Raw genomic sequence first — 19,931 nt, forward strand, 5'->3', positions numbered from 1 at the left:
GTTGGTTAGAGGCGGTCCGCGACGTACTCGGTGAGGTCGACGAGGCGGTTCGAGTAGCCCCACTCGTTGTCGTACCACGAGGCGACCTTGACCTGCGAGCCGATGACCTTGGTGAGGCCGGCGTCGAAGATCGAGGAGTGCGGGTCGGTCACGATGTCGCTCGAGACGATCGGGTCCTCGGTGTACTTCAGGATGCCCTTGAGGGGGCCCTCGGCGGCGGCCTTGTACGCGGCGTTGATCTCCTCGACCGTGGCCGGGTTGGTCAGCTCGACCGTGAGGTCGGTGATCGAACCGGTCGGGACCGGGACGCGCAGGGCGTAGCCGTCGAGCTTGCCGACGAGCTCCGGGATGACCAGGCCGAGTGCCTTGGCTGCACCGGTGGAGGTCGGGATGATGTTGACGGCGGCGGCGCGTGCACGACGGAGGTCGCTGTGCGGGCCGTCCTGCAGGTTCTGGTCGGCGGTGTAGGCGTGGACCGTGGTCATGAGGCCACGCTCGATGCCGAAGTTGTCGAGCAGGACCTTGGCGAGCGGCGCGAGGCAGTTCGTCGTGCAGGACGCGTTCGAGATGATGTCGTGCGTCGCGGCGTCGTAGGTGCCCTCGTTGACGCCGAGGACGATCGTGGCGACGTCGCTGCCCGTGGCGGGAGCCGACACGAGGACCTTCTTGGCGCCGGCGGTGATGTGCTTGCGGGCGTCGTCGGACTTCGTGAAGCGACCGGTCGACTCGATGACGATGTCGACGCCGAGCTCGCCCCAGGGGAGGTCGGCGGGGTCGCGCTCCGCGAGCACGATGATGGGCTTGCCGTTGACGATGATCTTGTCGCCGTCGAGCTCGACCGTGGCGTCCAGACGACCCGTGATGGAGTCGTACTTCAGGAGGTGGGCGAGCGCCTTGTTGTCGGTGAGGTCGTTGACAGCGACGATCTCGAGGTCGCTGCCCTTGGCGAGGGCGGCGCGGAAGAAGTTGCGGCCGATGCGGCCGAAGCCGTTGATGCCGATCTTGACGGACACAGATGACTCCTGATACTGAGGCGCCAGACGGCGCGATTGTACGGTCTGCTCGGAGTGAGCGCCCTCCCCGAGTGAGGAGGAAGGTGGTCCGTCCCGGCCCGTGGGACCGGGACGGACCGGTCAACTACGACAGTACCAGCAGGCCGTTGGTCTGCTTGCGCGCGACCTCGAAGCGTGCCTGGACGTCGGCCCAGTTGACGATGTTCCAGAACGCCTTGACGTAGTCGGCGCGGACGTTCTTGTAGTCGAGGTAGTAGGCGTGCTCCCAGACGTCGAGCAGCAGCAGCGGGACGGTACCGGCCGGGAAGTTGCCCTGCTGGTCGAAGAACTGCTGGATGTTGATGCGCTGACCGAGGGTGTCCCAGGTGAGCGCGGCCCATCCGGATCCCTGCACGCCGAGCGCCGCGGCGGTGAAGTGCGCCTGGAACTTGTCGAAGCTGCCGAAGTACTCGTCGACGGCCGACTCGAGCTCGCCGGTCGGCTTGTCGCCGCCGTCCGGGGAGAGGTTGTTCCACCAGATGGTGTGGTTGACGTGACCGCCGAGGTTGAACGCGAGGTCCTTCTCGAGCTTGTTGACGTTCGTGAAGTCGTTGGCGTCGCGGGCCTCAGCGAGCTTCTCGAGGGCCGTGTTCGCACCGGCCACGTAGGTGGCGTGGTGCTTGTCGTGGTGGAGCTCGGTGATGGTCGCACTGATGTGCGGCTCGAGCGCACTGTAGTCGTACGGCAATTCGGGCAGTGAGTAAACAGCCATTCTTCGTGATCTCCTCGTGTTGTCCCGTGCGCTGTCTGCACACGGCTCTGAGCGTCATCACCCAGTCTAGTGAGCGGCAACCGTCGGGGGTCGGGGCTTGTTCCCAGCATGACGAACCGCGACGATGGCGGGTCGGCGAGGATTCACGAGCTGGTTCAGTCCTCGTAATCCGCCGGGAGGTTGGCGTCCGTGCCCGGGATGCCGAGATCGCTCGCGTGCTTGTCCGCCATGGCGAGCAGGCGCCGGATGCGGCCGGCGATGGCGTCCTTCGTCATCGGAGGGTCGGCGAAGTGGCCCAGTTCGTCGAGGCTGGCCTCACGGTGGTCGAGGCGCAGGGCACCGGCGTACTGCAGGTGGTCGGGGACCTCGTCGCCCAGGATCTCGAGGGCGCGCTCGACGCGCGCGCAGGCCGCCACGGCCGCCTGGGCGGAGCGGCGAAGGTTGGCGTCGTCGAAGTTGACGAGGCGGTTCGCGGTCGCCCGGACCTCCTTGCGCTGCCGCATCTCCTCCCAGGAGGTGACGGTGCCGGTGGCACCCATGAGCGACAGCATGCCGCTGATCGCGTCGCCCTCGCGGATGACGACCCGGTGGATGCCGCGGACCTCCCGCGCCTTCGCGGAGACACCGATGCGGCCGGCGGCACCGACGAGCGCCATCGCGGACTCGTTACCGGGGCACACGACGTCGAGCGACGCAGATCGGCCGGGGTCGGTGAGGGACCCGGTGGCGAGGAACGCTCCCCGCCAGACGGCGGCGAGTTCGTCGCGCGACCCGGTGGTCAGCCGGTTCGGCAGCCCGCGGACCGCACGCCGTCGTGCGTCGAGGAGTCCGGTCTGTCGGGCGAGGGTCTCGCCTCCCTCGATGACGCGCACCACGAACAGGCTCGGTTTGCCCGAGCTGCCGGGGTTCTGCACCAGGATCTCGCTGCGGATCCCGTAGAGCTCGCCGATGTCGCGACGCACCCGCTGGGCGAGGGTCGGACTGTCGAGTTCGGCTTCGATCGCCACGCGTCCGGAGATCGTGTGGAGTCCGCCGGAGAAGCGGAGCAGGGACGCGAGCTCGGCCGCTCGGACCGAGTTGCGGGTCTCGCGGACGAGCGCCAGTTCGTTCTTGACGTCGGCGGTGAGGGCCACGGTGGTTCCTATCTGTCGTGATCGCGCCGTCGGAGTGCGGCGTCGATCCTGCATGTTCGCGATCCGGAGGCGTAGTGCCTCGGACCGTTCGGGCTCCGCCGCGGCTGCGTCGGGCCCGTGGGCGTCATTCGCGCCCGAGGTCTCGGTGCCGGACGTGCACGGCGACGCCGGACTGGTTCCGCAGTCGGTCGGCGAGCTCGAGGGCGACCGCGACCGAGCGGTGCTTGCCCCCCGTGCAGCCGACGGCGATGGTGACGTGACGCTTGTTCTCACGCTGGTACCCCGCGAGGACGGGCTCGAGGGCGTGGGCATAGCTCTCGAGGAACTCGGCGGCTCCGGTCTGCGAGAGCACGTACTCGCTGACCTCGGGGTCCTGACCGCTCAACGCACGCAGCTCCGGAACCCAGAACGGGTTCGGGAGGAACCGCATGTCGGCGACGAGGTCCGCATCAGGCGGCAGGCCGTACTTGAACCCGAAGCTCAGCACGGTGACCTGGACACCCGGTGTCTCCGCGCCGGCGAAGAGCTCACGCGTGGTCGTGGCGAGCTGGTGGATGTTGAGGTCGCTCGTGTCGATGATGACGTCACTCGACTCACGGATCTCGCTCAGTCGGTGACGCTCCGCCACGATGCCGTCGAGGATCGTGCCCTCGCCCTGCAGCGGGTGCGGCCTGCGGACGGCTTCGAACCGGCGGACGAGCGCCGCGTCGGTCGCCTCCAGGAAGATCATGCGGAGGTGCGTCCCGCCCCGGAGCGCCGGCACGATCTCCTGCAACTCGCTGAAGAAGTCGCGGCCCCGGACGTCGACCACCGCGGCGATCCGCGGCAGACGTGATCCGGCGCGCTCGGCGAGGTCGACGAGGGGACGGAGCATCTGCGGGGGCAGGTTGTCGACGACGTACCAGCCGAGATCCTCGAGCGCGTTCGCGACGGTGGAGCGTCCGGCGCCGGACATCCCCGTGACGATGAGGACTTCCTGCTGGTGCTGCGGCTGGCCCGGGGTCATCGACACGCTTTCCTCGAAGGTCTGAAGTCCCAGCCTACCCATTCCGCGAGGCCTGCGAGGGCTGTGCGGAGCCGGAGGTCAACGCCTCGTGCACCGTGGCCGCCAGTTTGTCGCCGATGCCCTTGACCTCGGTGATCTCGGCCGGCGTCGCGGTCTTCAGGCGCGCGACGGATCCGAAGTGCTTGAGCAGCTCGCGGACCTTCGCCGGACCGAGCCCGGGGATCTCGCCGAGGACGGTCGAGATGTCGCGCTTCCGCTTCTGGCGCTGGAAGCTGATGGCGAACCGGTGCGCCTCGTCGCGGACCCGCTGGAGGAGGAACAGCGCTTCGCTCCCCCGCGGCAGGATCACCGGATACGGGTCCTCGGGCAACCAGATCTCCTCCAGTCGCTTCGCCAGTCCGCACAGGGTGATCCCGGTCAGGCCGGACTCCTCCAGCGCACGCGCGGCGGCGGCGACCTGCGGTTGCCCGCCGTCGACGATGAGGAGCTGCGGCGGATAGGTGAACTTCCGGCGCTTGCGCTCCCCCGTGGTCTCGTCGACCGTCTCGACGGGCTCGGACGACGTGAGGTGTGCGAGTCGCCGGGAGACGACCTGGTAGATCGAGTCGGTGTCGTCGGTGGACTCGGCGACGCCGAAGCGACGGTACTCGTCTTTCCGGGACAGCCCGTCCTCGAAGACCACCATCGACGCCACGATGTTGGTACCGCTCAGGTGCGACACGTCGAAGCACTCGATCCGCAGCGGCGCCTCGGGCATCCCGAGCGCATCGCGGATGTCCTCGAGCGCCTGCGTCCTGGCCACGAAGTCGGAGCTGCGCCGGGTCTTGTAGAGCATGAGGGCCTGCTTGGCGTTGACGACCGCGGTCTCCATGAGCGTCGCCTTCTCGCCGCGCTGGGCGACGCGGAGGGCGACCTTCGAGCCGCGGCGTTCGGCCAGCCAGTCCTCGAGGCTCTCGGCGTCGTCCGGCAGTTCCGGGACGAGCACCTCTCTCGGGACCTCGGTCCCGCTCGCGGCGGCGTACACCCGTTGGACGACGCTGTCGACGAGCTCGGCGGTCGACATGTCGAGCTCCTTGTCGACGGTCCACGACCGCACACCGCGGATGCGGCCGCCACGGACGATGAACTGCTGCACCGACGCGGCGAGCTCGTCGTGGTCGATGCCGAACAGGTCGGCGTCCACGGCGTCGCGCAGGACGACCGCGCTCTTCGCGAGCACCTGGTCGAGCGCCTGGAGCTGATCCCGGTAGACGGCCGCGGACTCGTAGTCCTGGCGGGCCGCGGCGGCCTTCATGTCGGCGGTGATGCGCGTCGTGAACCGGCGGTCGTTGCCGACCATGAACGAGACGAAGTCGTCGACGATCGCGCGGTGTTCCTCGATGGTGACCTTGCCGGAGCACGGCCCTCCGCACCGCCCGATCTGCCCGGGGAAACAGGGCTTCCCCGAGGCCATGGCCCGCTTGTACGCCGAGTCGGAGCAGGTGCGGATCGGGAAGACCTTGATCATGAGGTCGACCGTGTCGTGGACGGCCCAGATCTTCGGGTACGGGCCGAAGTACTTGGCCCCCGGGATCCGGGTGTTCCGGGTGACCATGACGCGCGGCGCCTCGTCACCGAGGGTGACCGCGAGGTACGGGTACGACTTGTCGTCGCGGAACTTCACGTTGAACGGCGGGTCGTACTCCTTGATCCACGTGTACTCGAGCTGCAGCGCCTCGACGTCGCTGCCGACCGTCGTCCAGGTGACCCCGGTCGCGGTCGTCACCATGCGGCGCGTGCGCTCGTGGAGGGTGTGCAGGGGCGCGAAGTAGTTGCTGAGCCTCGCCCGGAGGTTCATCGCCTTGCCGACGTAGAGCACCCGGCCCGAGTCGTCGCTGAAGCGGTACACGCCGGGCATGGTGGGGATCTCCCCCGCCTTCGGCCGGTACGCCAGACCACTTCCGCCGCGGACGGCCGCCACGTCAGCCCGCCTTGCGGCTGCCGCCGGCCTCTGCCTCGAACAGTTCGTTCAGGAAGAAGCCCGTGTGGCTGCCGGGGACCGTCGCGAGGTGCTCGGGTGTTCCGGTGGCGAGGACCGTCCCGCCACCGGCTCCACCCTCGGGGCCCATGTCGATGAGCCAGTCGGCGGACTTGATGACGTCGAGGTTGTGCTCGATCACGATGACCGTGTTGCCCTTGTCGACGAGCCCGCCGAGGACGAGCAGCAGCTTCCGGACGTCTTCGAAGTGCAGACCCGTGGTCGGCTCGTCGAGGACGTAGACGCTGCGCCCGTTGCTCCGCCGCTGCAGCTCCGTCGCGAGCTTGACGCGTTGGGCTTCGCCGCCGGACAGGGTCGTGGCGCTCTGGCCGAGACGGACATAGCCCAGGCCGACCTCGACGAGCGTCTTCAGGAACCGGTGGATCGAGGAGATCGGCTCGAAGAAGTCGGCAGCCTCGGCGATCGGCATGTCGAGCACCTCGGCGATGTTCTTGCCCTTGTAGTGGATGGTCAGGGTGTCGCGGTTGTACCGCGCTCCCCCGCACACCTCGCAGGCCACGTAGACGTCGGGCAGGAAGTTCATCTCGATCTTGATCGTGCCGTCGCCGGAGCAGGCCTCACAGCGGCCGCCCTTGACGTTGAAGCTGAACCGTCCGGCGAGGTACCCGCGGACCTTGGCCTCCTGCGTCTCCGCGAAGAGGTTGCGGATCTTGTCGAAGACGCCGGTGTACGTGGCGGGGTTCGAACGCGGGGTGCGGCCGATGGGCGCCTGGTCGACGTGGATCACCTTGTCGAGGTGCTCCAGACCCGTCACCCTGGTGTGCTTGCCGGGCAGCTTGCGCGCGCCGTTCAGCTTGTTCGCCAGGACCCGGTACAGGACGTCGTTGACCAGCGAGGACTTCCCGGAGCCGCTCACGCCGGTGACGGCGGTGAGGACTCCGAGCGGGAAGTCCGCGCTGACCTTCTTCAGGTTGTTCGCCTGCGCTCCGATCACCTGGATCTGACGCTTCGTGTCGATCGGGCGACGCTTCGCCGGGATCTCGATGGCCTTGCGGCCGGAGAGGTAGTCCCCGGTGAGGGACTCGGTGTTGGCCTCGAGCGCCTCGTACGATCCGGAGTGCACGACACGGCCGCCGTTGACGCCCGCGCCGGGACCGATGTCGACGATCCAGTCGGCGGTACGGATGGTGTCCTCGTCGTGCTCGACGACGATCAGCGTGTTGCCGAGGTCGCGGAGGGCGACGAGGGTCTCGATGAGTCGGCGGTTGTCGCGCTGGTGCAGGCCGATGCTCGGTTCGTCGAGGACGTAGAGCACGCCGGTGAGGCCCGAACCGATCTGCGTCGCGAGGCGGATGCGCTGCGCCTCACCACCCGAGAGGGAGCCGGCGGTCCTGGCCAGGTCGAGGTAGTTGAGCCCGACCTGGATGAGGAAGTCGAGGCGCACCTTGATCTCACGGAGCACCTGCGCCGCGATGTGGGCCTCGCGGTCGCTCAGTTCGAGGCGGTCCATGAACTTCCGGGCGTCGGAGAGGCTCAGCTCGGCGACCTCCGCGATGCTGTGCTCGTGGATCAGGACCGAGAGCACCTCGGGCTTCAGGCGACGACCGCCGCAGACCTGGCACGGGACTTCGCGCAGGTACTCCGACCACCGCACCCGTTGGCTGTCGGTGTCGGCCTGGAGGTACTGCCGCTCGATGTACGGGATGACACCCTCGAAGCCCGAGGAGTAGCTCATCTCACGGCCGAAGCGGTTCTTCCACTTGACCTTGACCTTGAAGTTGTCGCCGCGGAGCACCGCCTCCTGGACCTTGGAGGGCAGGTCGCGCCAGGGGGTGTCGAGCGAGAAGTTGAGGTCGCGGGCCAGCCCGTCGAGCAGCTTCTCGTAGTACTGGTAGAGCCCCTTGCCCTGCGTGGTCCAGGGCACGATGACGCCCTCGTTGATGCTGAGCTCCTCGTCGCCGAGGAGCAGCTCCGCGTCGACCGACATGCGCGTGCCGAGGCCGGAGCACTCCGGGCAGGCACCGAACGGGGCGTTGAACGAGAACGTCCGCGGCTCGATCTCGGTCAGCTGCAGCGGGTGGTTGTTCGGGCATGAGAGCTTCTCGGAGAAGGTGCGCCAGGCGTCGTCGCCCTCCTCGTCGACGAAGTTGATCGTCACGAGGCCGTCGGTGAGCTGCAGTGCCGTCTCGAGGGAGTCGGTCAGGCGGCCGAGGATCTCGGGCCCGGCGACGAGGCGGTCGACGACGACCGCGATGTCGTGCTTGACCTGCTTCTTGAGCGTCGGCGGCTCCGCCAGCTGGATCGCCTCCCCGTCGACGATGGCACGGGCGAAGCCCTTGGCCGAGAGCTCCTTGAAGAGGTCGACGAACTCGCCCTTCTTCTGGCTCACAACGGGGGCGACGATCTGGTACCGGCGTCGCTCCTCGAGCTCCATCAGCTGGTCGGCGATCTGCTGCACCGTCTGGCGTTGGATGACCTCGCCGCAGACCGGGCAGTGCGGGACGCCGATGCGCGCCCAGAGCAGCCGCATGTAGTCGTAGACCTCGGTGATCGTCCCGACGGTCGACCGCGGGTTGCGGTTCGTGGACTTCTGGTCGATCGAGACCGCAGGGCTCAGGCCCTCGATGAAGTCGACGTCCGGGCGGTCGACCTGACCGAGGAACTGGCGGGCGTACGCCGAGAGCGACTCGACGTAGCGTCGCTGGCCCTCGGCGAAGATCGTGTCGAAGGCGAGCGAGGACTTCCCCGAGCCCGAAAGACCCGTGAAGACGACGAGCGAGTCGCGTGGGATCTCGAGGTCGACGTTCTGAAGATTGTGGACGCGGGCACCGCGGACGCTGAGCGTGGAGTGGTGATCTACCTTGGCAATTGACACCCTTCGAGTCTACGCAGCACCACCGACACCGGACTCCCGAGCGGTGTCTGTGGTACTGCGCTCTCAGCGAAGCGGCGGACTAGATGTGCCCGGCCTTGGCCATCTGTCGGAGCTCCTGCTTGAGTTCGGAGACCTCGTCGCGGAGGCGGCCGGCGAGTTCGAACTTGAGTTCGGCCGCGGCGGCCAGCATCTGGGCGTTGAGGTCGGCGATGATCGACTCCAGGTCGTTCGCGCCCTCGGCGGCGATGCCCTCTCGACGCAGGTTCGGCGTCGGACTCTTCTTCTTGCCGTTGTCGCGTCCGGCGAGCAACGCCGCGGTGTCCGCACCTTCTCGGGCGAGCGCCTCGGTGATGTCGGCGATGCGCTTGCGCAACGGCTGCGGATCGATGCCGCGCTCCTCGTTGTAGGCGATCTGCTTCTCCCGGCGACGGTCCGTCTCCTCGATCGCGCGCTTCATCGAGTCGGTCAGGACGTCGGCGTACATGTGGACTTCGCCGGACACGTTGCGGGCGGCACGACCGATGGTCTGGATGAGCGAGGTCGACGAGCGGAGGAAGCCCTCCTTGTCGGCGTCGAGGATCGCCACGAGCGAGACCTCGGGGAGGTCGAGCCCCTCGCGCAGCAGGTTGATGCCGATGAGGACGTCGTAGACGCCCTGCCGGAGTTCGCTCAGCAGCTCGACCCGCCGGAGGGTGTCGACGTCGGAGTGCAGGTAGCGGACGCGCACGCCGGCCTCCGTCAGGAAGTCGGTGAGCTCCTCCGCCATCTTCTTGGTGAGGGTGGTCACGAGGACGCGCTCGTCGCGCTCGGCGCGAACCCGGATCTCCTCGAGGAGGTCGTCGATCTGGCCGTTGGAGGGCTTCACGATGATCGCCGGGTCGACGAGGCCCGTCGGGCGGATGATCTGCTCGACGATGCCGTCTGCGATGCCCATCTCGTACTTGCCCGGCGTCGCCGAGAGGTACACCGTCTGACCGACGCGGTTCTTGAACTCGTCCCACCGGAGTGGACGGTTGTCCATCGCGCTCGGGAGTCGGAACCCGTGCTCGACCAGGGTGCGCTTGCGGGAGGCGTCGCCCTCGAACATCGCGCCGATCTGCGGAACGGTGACATGCGACTCGTCGATGACGGTGAGGAAGTCGTCTGGGAAGTAGTCGAGGAGGCAGTTCGGTGCCTCGCCGGCCGAGCGGCCGTCGATGTGGCGCGAGTAGTTCTCGATGCCGGAGCAGAAGCCGATCTGCTGCATCATCTCGAGGTCGAACGTGGTGCGCATGCGGAGCCGCTGCGCCTCGAGGAGCTTGCCCTCGCGTTCGAGCGACTGGAGCCGCTCCGCCAGCTCCTCCTGGATCGTGCCGATGGCGCGCTGGATCGTCTGCGGGCTGGCGGCGTAGTGGGAGGCCGGGAACACCGACACCGCGTCGAGCTTCTTCACGACGTCGCCGGTGAGCGGGTGCAGGGCGTAGAGGGCCTCGATCTCGTCGCCGAAGAACTCGATGCGGATCGCGAGCTCCTCGTAGACCGGGATGATCTCGATGGTGTCGCCGCGCACACGGAAGTTGCCACGCGAGAAGTCGACGTCGTTGCGGTTGTACTGCATGCCGACGAACTTGCGGATGAGGCGGTCGCGCCCGATGTTCTGCCCGACCTGCAGCGCCGCCATCGCCTCCAGGTACTCCTCCGCCGCACCGAGACCGTAGATGCACGACACGGTCGACACGACGATGACGTCGCGACGGCTCAGCAGCGAGTTGGTGGTCGAGTGCCGCAGCCGCTCGACCTCGGCGTTGATGGACGAGTCCTTCTCGATGAAGGTGTCGGTCTGTGGGACGTACGCCTCGGGCTGGTAGTAGTCGTAGTAGGAGACGAAGTACTCGACCGCGTTGTTCGGCATGAGTTCGCGGAACTCGTTCGCCAGCTGGGCCGCCAGGGTCTTGTTGTGCGCCAGGACGAGCGTCGGGCGCTGGACGGCTTCGATGAGCCAGGCGGTCGTCGCGGACTTACCGGTACCGGTGGCACCCAGGAGGACGACATCGGTCTCGCCGGCGTTGATGCGCCCGGACAGCTGCTCGATGGCGGCGGGCTGATCGCCGCTCGGCTCGTACTCGCTGATCACCTCGAAGGGGCGGACGGCGCGTGTTGGTTCCATGCTCCGAGTCTACGGAGGACCACCGACACCGCCGCCCCGCTTCGCCCACAGCGGAGCGGGCGACGCGCTCAGACGCCGTCCTGGCGGTCGGGCGCCGGTACGGCCGCCGCGGCGGCGCGGTGCCAGACCGCGTCGACCTGGCTGAGAGTGTGCTCGAGCGAGCCGGAAGTGTCGACCACCACGTCGGCGACGGCGGCGCGCTGTTCCTCGGTCGCCTGGGCCGCGATCCGTCGTTCCGCCTCGCCCCGGTCGAGCCCGCGGAGGTCGACGAGCCGACGGGCGCGCTCCCCCTCCGGAGCCGCGGCGACGACCACGAGGTCGAACTCGTCGGCGCGGCCGGTCTCGACGAGCAGCGGGACATCGTAGACGACGACGGCACCGGGGTCGCTCGAGGCTTCGGCGATCCGGGCCTGTGAACGCCGTTTGACCTCCGGGTGCACGATGGCGTTGAGGTCGGCCCGCGCCTGGTCGTCGGCGAAGACGATCGAGCCGAGCGCCGCGCGGTCGAGTGATCCGTCGGGCCCGATCACGTCGGCACCGAAGCGCTGCGCGATGGCGGCCAGTCCCGGGGTCCCCGGCTCGACGGCCTCTCGGGAGAGGACGTCCGCGTCGATGATGACGACGCCGTGTTCAGCGAGCCGGGCCGCGATGGTCGATTTGCCGGAGGCGATCCCGCCGGTGAGGCCGATGAGGTACATGTCAGCCAGCGTACCCGCGGAGCGTGCAGCACCTTCGACGAGCGCCCCTCGCACAACGCAGCAGGGGGCCGCCCGAAGGCGACCCCCTGCTGGACACCGACGCTGGTCGGTGCTGGTGGGACTAGTTGCTCGAGAGCTTCTCGCGGAGGGCCGCGAGGGACTCGTCGTCAGCGAGCGTGCCGCCGCCGGCGGAGTCGCTCGAGAACGAGGAACCGGCCGACGAGGACGCGGTCGACGAGGAAGCCTGGTTGGCCTCTTCGACGGCTGCGGCAGCGACCTGCTTCTTGTGCGCTTCCCAACGAGCCTGGGCGGCAGCGTAGTCCTGCTCCCACTTCTCGCGCTCGGCGTCGAAGCCTTCCTTCCACTCCTGCGTCTCGGCGTCGAAGCCCTCGGGGTACTTGTAGTTCCCGAGCTCGTCGTACTCCGTGAGCATGCCGTAGAGGGCCGGGTCGAACTCGGTGCCCTCGGGGTCGACGCCCTCGTTGGCCTGCTTGAGGCTCAGCGAGATACGGCGACGCTCGAGGTCGATGTCGATGACCTTGACGAAGACCTCTTCGCCGACCGACACGACCTGCTCGGCGAGCTCGACGTGCTTGCCGGAGAGCTCCGAGATGTGCACGAGGCCCTCGATGCCGTCTGCGACGCGGACGAACGCACCGAACGGGACGAGCTTGGTGACCTTACCCGGTGCAACCTGGCCGATGGCGTGGGTGCGGGCGAAGACCTGCCACGGGTCCTCCTGGGTCGCCTTGAGCGACAGCGAGACGCGCTCGCGGTCCAGGTCGACCTCGAGGATCTCGACGGTGACTTCCTGACCGACCTCGACGACCTCGCTGGCGTGCTCGATGTGCTTCCAGCTGAGCTCGGAGACGTGGACCAGACCGTCGACGCCGCCGAGGTCGACGAACGCGCCGAAGTTGACGATCGAGGAGACGACGCCCTTGCGGACCTGTCCCTTCTGGAGGTTGTTGAGGAAGGTGGTGCGGCTCTCGGACTGCGTCTGCTCGAGGAGCGCACGGCGCGACAGGACCACGTTGTTGCGGTTCTTGTCGAGCTCGAGGATCTTCGCCTCGATCTCCTGGCCGAGGTACGGCGTGAGGTCGCGGACGCGGCGCAGCTCGATGAGCGAAGCCGGGAGGAAGCCACGGAGGCCGATGTCGACGATGAGGCCGCCCTTGACGACCTCGATGACCGAACCGGTGACGACGCCGTCGGATTCCTTGATCTTCTCCACGTCGCCCCAAGCACGCTCGTACTGCGCGCGCTTCTTCGACAGGATCAGACGGCCTTCCTTGTCCTCCTTCTGGAGAACGAGAGCCTCGATCGTGTCGCCGACGTTGACGACCTCGGAGGGGTCGACGTCGTGCTTGATGGAGAGTTCACGCGAGGGGATGACACCCTCGGTCTTGTAGCCGACGTCGAGGAGGACCTCGTCGCGGTCGATCTTCACGACGGTGCCCTCGATGAGGTCGCCGTCGTTGAAGAACTTCAGAGTCTTTTCGACCGCTGCGAGGAAGTCCTCAGCAGATCCGATGTCGTTGATTGCGACCTGCTTGGGGGCGGTCGTTGCGCTTGTCATGTAGTAATTGCTCCAGGTGGACAATGATTCAGGCCGGCCTCGCGCACGGCTCCGGACCCGTGGATGACCACGGACGTTGATCGAAGCGATGCTGTTGTGTGAACCGATCCGGGGATCGGTGTCGCTCTGCGAGACGGGCAGGCGGATAGGACGTCACAATTGTGACAGTCCAGTCTAGCGATTTTCCGGGTGTGCAGGCAAGCCGCGGTGGGAGAGGATGTCCCGCAGCGCTGGATCGAGCGTCGGGTGCTCGAACCGGTAGCCCGCCTGCAGCAACCGCTCCGGCATCGCCCAGCGACTCTTCAGGACCAGCTCGCTCTCGGTCCGCAGGACGGACATCCCGATCTCCAGCAACCAGCGGGGTGCGGGGAGGCCGACCGGCATCCCGAGCACGTACCGCACGGTCCGCATGAATCCGCGGTTGTCGGTGGGGTTCGGTGACGTCACGTTGACGACGCCGTCGAGTTCGGGATGGCCACGGAGGAACCGGACGATCCCGATGACGTCGTCCAGGTGGATCCAGCTGAACCGCTGCCGCCCGCCCGGCGTCCCGAACCGGTGATCCGTGCCGGCGGCACGACGCGATCGGGAAGTGGGCCAGTGACCGTCCAGTTGGGGTCCGCCGAGGCCGAGACGCGCCAACCACCCGAGCGGGGTGAGTGCTCCGCCGTCCCCCAGGACGATCGCGATGCGGAGGGCGACCCGTCGTGTCCCGGGCAGCTCGTCCGCGAAGAACGCCTGCTCCCAGGCGGTCGCGACGTCGACGGAGAACCCGGAACCGATCTCACCGTCGGCCTCCGTCATCGGGCGGTCGTCGGCATGGCGGTAGATCGTGGCGGTCGACGCATTGATCCAGAGCGGCGGAGGCGAAACGGCTGCACGCACCGCCCGCGCCAGCTCCGTCGTCGTGTCCACGCGGGATCGGAGGATCTCGGCGCGGTTCGACGGGGTGTAGCGACAGTTCACACTCTTCCCGGCGAGGTTGACCAGGAGGTCCGCGCCGTCGACCAGCCGGGCGATGCCCGCGTGGTCACCCCATCGCGCGTCGGCGGCACCACGCCCGATGACGGAGACGGTGGCGCCGTCGGCCCGGAACGACTCGACCAGACGACGCCCGATGAACCCGGACGCGCCGGCGACGACGATCCGTTCAGCCGTCATCCGAGCATCGCCGTCCGCAGCGTGTCGAGCCCGACGCCACCGAGGTCCAGTGCCCGACGGTGGAAGTCCTTGATGTCGAAGGCGTCTCCGGCGCGGCGGGCCGCGTCGTCGCGGAGCTGTTCCCAGATGCGCTGGCCGATCTTGTACGAGGGCGCCTGGCCGGGCCAACCGAGGTACCGGTTGACCTCGAACCAGACGAACTCCGGCGACATGTTGACGTTGCGACCCATGAAGTCGAAGGCGTACTCGGCGGTCCAGGTCCCGCTGCCGTCCGGAAGCGGCTTGCCGAGGTGTACGCCGATGTCGAGGACGACGCGGGCCGCGCGCATCCGCTGACCGTCGAGCATGCCCAGGCGGTCCGCCGGGTCGTCGAGGTATCCGAGCTGTTCCATCAGGCGCTCGGCGTAGAGCGCCCATCCCTCGGCGTGGCCGGAGGTGCCGGCGAGCTGTCGGCGCCAGAGGTTGAGCGTCTTCCGGTTGACGACGGCCTGCCCGATCTGCAGGTGATGTCCTGGCACACCCTCGTGGTAGACGGTCGTGAGCTCGCGCCACGTGTCGAACTCGGTGACGCCGGCGGGGACGGACCACCACATGCGGCCAGGGCGTGAGAAGTCGTCCGTCGGGCCGGTGTAGTAGATCCCGCCCTCCTGCGTCGGCGCGATCATGCACTCGAGCGCGCGGATCTCCTGCGGGATGTCGAAGTGCGTGCGCCCCAGCTCCTCGACCGCACGGTCACTCGTCTCCTGCATCCACCGCTGGAGCGCGTCGGTGCCGTGCAGCTTGCGCACCGGATCCTGTTCGAGGAATGCGACCGCCTCCTCGACGGACGCGCCGGGGAGGATCTCGTTCGCGATCGCCTCCTGCTCCGACACCATGCGCGCCAGTTCCTCGATGCCCCACTCGTAGCTCTCGTCGAGGTCGACCGTCGCGCCGAGGAAGCGGCGGGACTGCAGCGCGTAGAGCTCGCGGCCGATGGCGTCCTCCTGGGTCGCAGCAGGCAGCAGTTCGTGCGCGAGGAAGTCCGCCAGACGGTTGTAGGCGACGGCTGCGGCGCCGGCACCCGTCGAGAGTTCGGCGGCGAGGGACGCCGGGAGCTGACCGTCCGCCGGTCCGGCGTTGGCGGCGAAGCCGATGAAGAATCCGTCGTCGGCGCCGGTGCGGAGGACCTGCTCGTACACCTCGGCCACCTGGCGGCGTGCCGGGGTGATCCCACGGGCGATGCCCTCGCGCAGGGTCTCGATGTACCCGTCGACCGCGTCCGGCAACGCGCCGAGGCGGGTCCGGATGGTGCTCCAGTCCTCGACCGTCGCGGTCGGCATCAGGTCGAAGACGTCGCGCAGTTCCTGCGACGGCGACGCGATCACGTTGAGGTCGCGGTACTGGAGACCGGCCTCCGACGAGGCGAGGTCGAGCTCCAGTTCCGCCGAGAGGTCGGTCTGGGTGACGCGGTCGACGGCGTCGACCGGTGCGGCGGACCGCAGCTCGCGAAGCGTGCGCGACGCGGCTTCGACGTACGCCTCGTGCCCGGCCGGCGAGTAGTCGCCGTACCGTCCGCCGACGTCCGTGCGGCCGATGTAGGTGCCGACCTCCGGCTTCAGCTGGACGAGGGTCTCCACCCAGCTCTCGGCGATGGCGTCGATCGGTGTGCTCTGACGAAGTTCTTCGTGGGACATGACGACGAGCCTAGTCCGCACCCGTCCGCCGCCCGGGTGCGGACCCGCAGGGCGCGCTCAGTGGGCTGCGGCGTCCCAGTCGTGACCGCGGCCGATCTGGACCTCCAGCGGTACCGACAGTTCGGCGGCACCGGCCATCTGTGCTCGGACGATGCGCTCCAGGGCGTCCCACTCCCCCTCGGCGACCTCGAAGATCAGTTCGTCGTGCACCTGCAGCATCATCTGCGAGCTGAGGGATTCGGAGCGTAGCTCGGACTCGATGCCGATCATGGCGCGTTTCATGATGTCGGCGGCCGAACCCTGGATCGGGGCGTTCAGCGCCTGGCGTTCGGCGTTCTCCCTGACCAGTCGGTTGGGGCTCGAGAGCTCGGGGAAGAGCCTGCGACGACCGAAGATCGTCTCGGTGTAGCCGTCGAGTTTGGCCTGCTCGACGACGTTGCGCAGGTAGTCGCGGACCGCACCGAAGCGCTCGAAGTAGTCGACCATGAGCTGCTTCGCCTCAGCGCTCGAGATCCGCAGCTGCTTCGAGAGCCCGAACGCACTCAAGCCGTAGGCGAGTCCGTACGACATCGCTTTGACCTTGTTGCGCATCGCGGGGGTCACATCCTCGGCGGCGACGCCGAAGATGCGCGCGCCGACGAAACGGTGGAGGTCCTCGCCGGACTTGAACGCCTCGATGAGGCCGGCATCGCCTGAGAGGTGCGCCATGATCCGCATCTCGATCTGCGAGTAGTCGGCGGTCAGCAGGGTCTCGTACCCGGAGCCGGCTTGGAAGGCGGCGCGGATGCGGCGTCCCTCCTCGGTGCGCACGGGGATGTTCTGCAGGTTCGGGTCGGTCGAGGAGATCCGACCGGTGCTGGTCCCGATCTGGACGTACGTCGTGTGGATGCGGCCGTCGGGCGTGATCGCCTTGTCGAGCGTCTCCACGATCTGGCGGAGCTTCGTCGCATCGCGGTGCTCGAGGAGGAGCCCCAGGAACGGGTGCGGGCTCTTCTCCTGGAGATCGGCCAGGGCGCCGGCGTCGGTCGAGAAGCCCGTCTTGTTGGCGCGTGTCTTCGGCATGGCGAGCTGGTCGAAGAGGACCTCCTGCAGCTGCTTCGGTGATCCGAGGTTGACCTCGCGGCCGATCTCCGCATACGCGTTGCTCGCGAGCTCCGCCGCCCGGTTCCCGAGCTGCTCGGACAGGCCGCTCAGGATGTCGTGGTCGACCGTCACCCCGGTCAACTCCATGTGGGCCAGCACCTGGAGGACCGGCAGTTCCATGTCGAGCAGCACGCCGAGCGACCCGGCGTCGAGCGCCGTGCGAGTGGCCTCGGCGACCCGGAGGGCGTACCAGGCGGTGCCGCCGACCCCCACGGGGTCGGTCTCGGGGACGAGCTGGTTCGGGTCGGCGACGGGCATCGTCTCGTCGAGATAGCGCGTGATGAGGTCGGCGATCGTCTTGTCGCCGCCGCTCGGACGCAGGAGCCAGCCGGCGACCGCGGTGTCGTAGCCGAGACCGTCGACCGTCAGGCCGGCGCGCGTGACCGCCTGGAGCTGCGGCTTGGCGTCGTGCATGATCTTCGGGGCGTCGCTCGCCAACCACGCTTCGAGCGGGGCGTAGTCGGCCTCACCGGGACGCCAGGCGAGCGAGACGATCTCCGTGGGGGTCGCGAGGCCGGCCGCGACCGGAAGGCCTCCGTCGAGGTCGAGGTGGAGACCGATCCCGGCGGGATGTGCGGCGACGGCACGGGTGATCCACGCCTCGAGCTCTTCGTCGAGCAGCTCCTTCTGCGGTGGCATGACCACGCCGCCCGCCTGCGGTGCGGACACATCCGTGTTGGCCTCGAGTCCGTCGAGTTTGAGGACCCGATCGAGCAGCGTGCGGAACTCGAGCCGCCCGAAGACGGCCGCCACCGCGTCCGCGTCGATCGGTCGGCGTTCGAGGTCCTTCGGCCCGACAGACAGTTCGACGTCGGTGAGGAGCCGGTTGAGTCGGCGGTTGCGGACCGCGTTCTCCTTGTGCTCACGGAGGCTCTCCCCCACCTTGCCGGTGATCTCGTCGGCGCGCTCGAGGATCTGTTCGAGGGAGCCGAACTGGTTGAGCCACTTCACGGCGGTCTTCTCGCCGACCTTCGGGATGCCCGGGAGGTTGTCGCTCGTCTCACCGACGAGCGCCGCGATCTCCGGGTACTGCTCCGGCCGGATGCCGTAGCGCTCGAAGACCTTGGCTCCGTCGTACCGGGTGAGCGCGGAGACGCCCTGGCTCGACGGGTACAGCAGGGTGACGTCGTCGGTGACGAGCTGGATGGTGTCGCGGTCGCCGGAGACGACGAGGACCCGGAAGCCCTCCTCGGCGCCCTGCTTGGCGAGGGTGGCGAGGATGTCGTCGGCCTCGTAGTCCTCTTTGCTGATCGTCGTGATGTTCATCGCCTTGAGCGCCTCTTCGAGCAGCGGCACCTGTCCCTTGAACTCCGCCGGGGTCTCACCGCGCGTGCCCTTGTACTCGGGGTACTCGCGGGTGCGGAAGGAACGGCGCGAGATGTCGAACGCCACGGCGATGTGGCTCGGGTTCTCGTTCTTGAGCAGGCTGATCAGCATGGAGATGAAGCCGTGGATGGCGTTCGTGTGCTGACCGTCGCGGGTTTGGAAGCTGTCGACCGGCAGGGCGTAGAACGCCCGGAATGCGAGCGAGTGGCCGTCGACGACGAGGAGGGTAGGCTTTTCTGATTCCGACACGCGCCCAGCCTACAAGCCGGTGCCGACACGGCTCAGGCCCGATCCGAAGGTGGACATGACGAACGAGACCGACGACGCACTCGAGTTCCTGCGGACGAGGGGCAGCGGCGCACTCGCCGCCAAGATGGGCATCGAGTTCACCGAGTTCACGGTGCAGCGATCCGTCGCCACCATGCCCGTCGAGGGCAACACCCAACCCGCGATGCTGCTGCACGGCGGGGCGTACGTCGTGCTCGGCGAGTCCCTCGGCTCCATGGCCGCCAACCTCTTCGCGGGCCCGGGCAAACTCGCGGTCGGCATCGACATCAACGCGACGCACACCAGGTCAGCCACCGGGGGCGTCGTGACCGGCGTCTGCACCCCGATCCACCTCGGTCGCTCGCTCACGGTGCACGAGATCGCCGTCACCGACGATCAGGGACGACGGTGCTCCACGATCCGCATCACGAACCTCATCAAGGACGCACCGACCGGCTGACGAACCCGGCACCGGACACAGCAGAGCGACCCGCCCCCGAGGGGACGGGCCGCTCTTGCGACGAGGGAGGAGCGCTACTTCTTGGCGCTGAGCTGCTCGATGATGGCCTGCGCGACATCGTGCATGGTGAGGCGACGGTCCATGGAGGCCTTCTGGATCCAGCGGAACGCCTCGGGCTCGGTGAGGCCCATCTTCTCGTTGAGGAGGCCCTTCGCCCGGTCGACGAGCTTGCGGGTCTCGAAGCGCTCGACCATGTCGGCGACCTCGGCCTCGAGGGTGATGATCTGCTGGTAGCGCGAGAGGGCGATCTCGATCGCGGGAAGGAGGTCGTTCGGCGTGAACGGCTTCACGACGTAGGCGAGGGCGCCTGCCTCGCTCGCCCGCTCGACGAGCTCCTTCTGGCTGAAGGCCGTGAGGAGGACCACCGGGGCGATGTGCGCCTTCCCGATGCGCTCGGCCGCGGAGATGCCGTCGAGCTGAGGCATCTTGACGTCCATGATCACGAGATCCGGACGGAGTTCCGTCGCGAGGGCGACAGCGGTCTCGCCGTCGCCGGCCTCGCCGACGACCTCGAAACCGTTGTCGCGGAGGATCTCGACGATGTCGAGGCGGATGAGGGATTCGTCCTCAGCGACGACGACGCGCCGTGGGGCTGCGGGAGGGGTCTCTTGCTCGGTCACCCTCAAATCCTACGGTACTCTGATGCAGGTTGCTGTTCGCCG

Annotated in this window: 14 protein-coding genes; 1 reads left to right on the forward strand and 13 read right to left on the reverse strand. The window is 68.1% G+C overall.

The annotated features are described in order from the left end of the window. Nucleotides 1-5 precede the first annotated feature (5 nt). The 12 genes from gap to polA all read right to left on the reverse strand — a co-directional run bounded on the left by gap (nucleotide 6) and on the right by polA (nucleotide 18,731). Nucleotides 6-1,013 (reverse strand): type I glyceraldehyde-3-phosphate dehydrogenase, encoded by a 1,008-nt coding sequence (gene gap, locus AC4PMY_RS18085; protein WP_064296923.1) that lies wholly within the window; start codon nucleotides 1,011-1,013, stop codon nucleotides 6-8. Nucleotides 1,014-1,137: 124 nt separating this feature from the next. Next, on the reverse strand, nucleotides 1,138-1,764 hold the full coding sequence (locus AC4PMY_RS18090) for a superoxide dismutase (protein ID WP_064296922.1): 627 nt from the start codon (nucleotides 1,762-1,764) through the stop codon (nucleotides 1,138-1,140). 155 nt (nucleotides 1,765-1,919) lie between these two features. Continuing rightward, entirely contained in the window at nucleotides 1,920-2,897 is a 978-nt protein-coding gene (whiA, locus tag AC4PMY_RS18095) for a DNA-binding protein WhiA (protein ID WP_064296921.1), read from the reverse strand. 124 nt (nucleotides 2,898-3,021) lie between these two features. Continuing rightward, on the reverse strand, nucleotides 3,022-3,903 hold the full coding sequence (gene rapZ, locus AC4PMY_RS18100) for an RNase adapter RapZ (protein WP_064296920.1): 882 nt from the start codon (nucleotides 3,901-3,903) through the stop codon (nucleotides 3,022-3,024). 34 nt (nucleotides 3,904-3,937) lie between these two features. Next, nucleotides 3,938-5,863 carry an excinuclease ABC subunit UvrC gene (uvrC, locus tag AC4PMY_RS18105; protein ID WP_079002525.1) on the reverse strand — a complete coding sequence of 642 codons (1,926 nt, stop codon included), beginning with the start codon at nucleotides 5,861-5,863 and terminating at the stop codon, nucleotides 3,938-3,940. A gap of 1 nt (nucleotide 5,864) precedes the next feature. Further along, the gene (gene uvrA / locus AC4PMY_RS18110; RefSeq protein WP_491623330.1) at nucleotides 5,865-8,756 is read right to left on the reverse strand and encodes an excinuclease ABC subunit UvrA; all 2,892 of its coding nucleotides are present in this window, start codon (nucleotides 8,754-8,756) and stop codon (nucleotides 5,865-5,867) included. Between the two features lie 79 nt (nucleotides 8,757-8,835). Then, nucleotides 8,836-10,902 (reverse strand): excinuclease ABC subunit UvrB, encoded by a 2,067-nt coding sequence (uvrB, locus tag AC4PMY_RS18115; RefSeq protein ID WP_121290644.1) that lies wholly within the window; start codon nucleotides 10,900-10,902, stop codon nucleotides 8,836-8,838. A 68-nt stretch (nucleotides 10,903-10,970) separates the two neighbouring features. Further along, nucleotides 10,971-11,600, reverse strand: coding sequence for a dephospho-CoA kinase (gene coaE, locus AC4PMY_RS18120; protein ID WP_491623331.1), 630 nt, complete (start codon nucleotides 11,598-11,600; stop codon nucleotides 10,971-10,973). A 121-nt stretch (nucleotides 11,601-11,721) separates the two neighbouring features. Continuing rightward, nucleotides 11,722-13,179 carry a 30S ribosomal protein S1 gene (gene rpsA / locus AC4PMY_RS18125; protein ID WP_056005690.1) on the reverse strand — a complete coding sequence of 486 codons (1,458 nt, stop codon included), beginning with the start codon at nucleotides 13,177-13,179 and terminating at the stop codon, nucleotides 11,722-11,724. Between the two features lie 174 nt (nucleotides 13,180-13,353). Beyond that, nucleotides 13,354-14,340, reverse strand: a complete 987-nt coding sequence (locus tag AC4PMY_RS18130) for an epimerase (RefSeq protein WP_491623332.1) — start codon at nucleotides 14,338-14,340, stop codon at nucleotides 13,354-13,356. Further along, complete coding sequence (locus AC4PMY_RS18135) at nucleotides 14,337-16,013, reverse strand: DUF885 domain-containing protein (protein ID WP_064296915.1); 1,677 nt, start codon at nucleotides 16,011-16,013, stop codon at nucleotides 14,337-14,339. The genes AC4PMY_RS18130 and AC4PMY_RS18135 overlap by 4 nt, the downstream gene beginning before the upstream one ends. A 57-nt stretch (nucleotides 16,014-16,070) precedes the next feature. Continuing rightward, nucleotides 16,071-18,731, reverse strand: a complete 2,661-nt coding sequence (polA, locus tag AC4PMY_RS18140) for a DNA polymerase I (protein WP_064296914.1) — start codon at nucleotides 18,729-18,731, stop codon at nucleotides 16,071-16,073. A 55-nt stretch (nucleotides 18,732-18,786) separates the two neighbouring features. Here polA and AC4PMY_RS18145 point away from each other — a divergent pair, with 55 nt between their 5' ends. Further along, on the forward strand, nucleotides 18,787-19,209 hold the full coding sequence (locus AC4PMY_RS18145; protein WP_064297026.1) for a hotdog fold thioesterase: 423 nt from the start codon (nucleotides 18,787-18,789) through the stop codon (nucleotides 19,207-19,209). A gap of 74 nt (nucleotides 19,210-19,283) precedes the next feature. Here AC4PMY_RS18145 and AC4PMY_RS18150 read toward each other — a convergent pair whose 3' ends face one another. Further along, entirely contained in the window at nucleotides 19,284-19,889 is a 606-nt protein-coding gene (locus tag AC4PMY_RS18150; protein WP_064296913.1) for an ANTAR domain-containing response regulator, read from the reverse strand. Nucleotides 19,890-19,931 lie beyond the last annotated feature (42 nt).

The organism is Plantibacter sp. MDV22-iso1 (assembly GCF_058408345.1).

Coding starts and splice junctions, on each gene's coding strand:
- AC4PMY_RS18145 (WP_064297026.1), top strand. CDS start 18,787: ATGACGAACGAGACCGACGACGCACTCGAGTTCCTGCGGACGAGGGGC.
- rapZ (WP_064296920.1), bottom strand. CDS start 3,903: ATGACCCCGGGCCAGCCGCAGCACCAGCAGGAAGTCCTCATCGTCACG.
- coaE (WP_491623331.1), bottom strand. CDS start 11,600: ATGTACCTCATCGGCCTCACCGGCGGGATCGCCTCCGGCAAATCGACC.
- rpsA (WP_056005690.1), bottom strand. CDS start 13,179: ATGACAAGCGCAACGACCGCCCCCAAGCAGGTCGCAATCAACGACATC.
- AC4PMY_RS18135 (WP_064296915.1), bottom strand. CDS start 16,013: ATGTCCCACGAAGAACTTCGTCAGAGCACACCGATCGACGCCATCGCC.
- AC4PMY_RS18090 (WP_064296922.1), bottom strand. CDS start 1,764: ATGGCTGTTTACTCACTGCCCGAATTGCCGTACGACTACAGTGCGCTC.
- uvrB (WP_121290644.1), bottom strand. CDS start 10,902: ATGGAACCAACACGCGCCGTCCGCCCCTTCGAGGTGATCAGCGAGTAC.
- AC4PMY_RS18130 (WP_491623332.1), bottom strand. CDS start 14,340: ATGACGGCTGAACGGATCGTCGTCGCCGGCGCGTCCGGGTTCATCGGG.